Consider the following 533-nt stretch of genomic DNA (forward strand, 5'->3'; position numbering starts at 1 on the left):
CGAGGCGCGCGTGCTGCTGGCCGACACCGAGTTTGCCGACGTGGCCCGCCAGATGGCGCTGGAGATTCCCGGCCTGAAGGTGATTGCCGTGAACGATGCCCTGGGCCCGCAGGCCGAGCCGTTTGGCGACACCGATTACGAAACGTTCCTCGCCTCCGGCGACCCGCACTACACCTGGCAGCTGCCGCCGACGAGTGGGATGCGATTGCGCTCAACTACACCTCGGGCACCACGGGCGACCCGAAGGGCGTGGTCTATCACCATCGCGGCGCGGCCATCAACGCGGTGTCGAACATCCTGGAGTGGGATCTGCCCAAGCATCCGGTCTACCTCTGGACGCTGCCGATGTTCCACTGCAACGGCTGGTGCTTCCCGTGGACGATCGCGGCGCGCGCAGGCGTGAATGTCTGCCTGCGCAAATTCGAGCCGAAGCTGGTGTTCGACCTCATGCGCGACGAAGGCGTGACGCACTACTGCGCAGCGCCCATCGTTCACACCGCGCTGGTGAACGCGCGCCGTCGTGGCGCGAGGGT

At 66.6% G+C, this 533-nt stretch carries 1 pseudogene; it reads left to right on the forward strand.

The window, feature by feature from the left end:
- Positions 1-533 (forward strand): annotated as a pseudogene (locus FUT88_RS22640) (AMP-binding protein); the annotation flags it as partial.

It is taken from the genome of Ralstonia sp. TCR112, assembly GCF_007997035.1.
GTDB lineage: Bacteria > Pseudomonadota > Gammaproteobacteria > Burkholderiales > Burkholderiaceae > Ralstonia > Ralstonia edaphi.